We start from the raw sequence: 775 nt of genomic DNA on the forward strand, positions 1-775 counted from the left end.
CGAGCAAGACCCGGGTCCCGCGCCCGGGACGTACGAGAACGCGTCGACCGCGGTCAGGACGGAGCGGTCGGCTGTGGTGCCGGCGGCGCCGGAGACCTGGCCGGATCCGGCCGCGCTGCTGCTGACGGCGCTGGGGCCGGGCCCCCGGCTCTGGGAGCGCGGGCCGGGCCACCCGGAAGCGCTCGCGGTGCGCCTCGGTACGGCCGACCGCGCGGCGCCGGACGGCTCGGGCCTGCTGCCCGCGGTGCCGGTGACCGCCGGACTGCGCGAGGTCGGTGCGCTGGGGCTGGCCGGGCCGCGGGCGCGGCTCGCCGGGCTGACCCGTGCCGTGCTGGCGCAGCTCACCGCGCTGCACTCCCCCGACACGCTGGAGATCGTCCTGATCGCCGCGGACCGCTCCCGCTCCCTGGAGGAGCGCACCGCCGAGTGGTCCTGGCTGGGCTGGCTGCCGCATGTGCGTCCCGGGCACGGCCAGGACTGCCGGCTGCTCCTCGCCCACGACCGTGAACAGGCCGCGGCCCGCACCGACGAGCTCCTGCGCCGTCTGGACGACCAGCTGGCGGAGGGCGGGCCGGGGCACGGCACGGCGGGGGGCGGTGGCCGGCCGTCAGGCGCGCCGGTCCCCGGTGCCCGGAGCGCCGACCCGGCCACCGGCTCCGCGGCCGCCGACGGCCCACCGTCCCACGCTCCGGGCCCGCACGCCCACGGGGGCGACAGCCCCCGGTCGAACGCCCGGGGAAACAGCACCCCGCACCCGGGCCCCGACGCCCCGCTC

Annotated in this window: 1 pseudogene; it reads left to right on the forward strand. The window is 80.3% G+C overall.

From position 1 onward, the window contains the following. Window positions 1–775: pseudogene (locus SSQG_RS42705) on the forward strand (hypothetical protein); the annotation flags it as partial.

This window comes from Streptomyces viridochromogenes DSM 40736 (genome assembly GCF_000158955.1).
Lineage (GTDB): Bacteria > Actinomycetota > Actinomycetes > Streptomycetales > Streptomycetaceae > Streptomyces > Streptomyces venetus.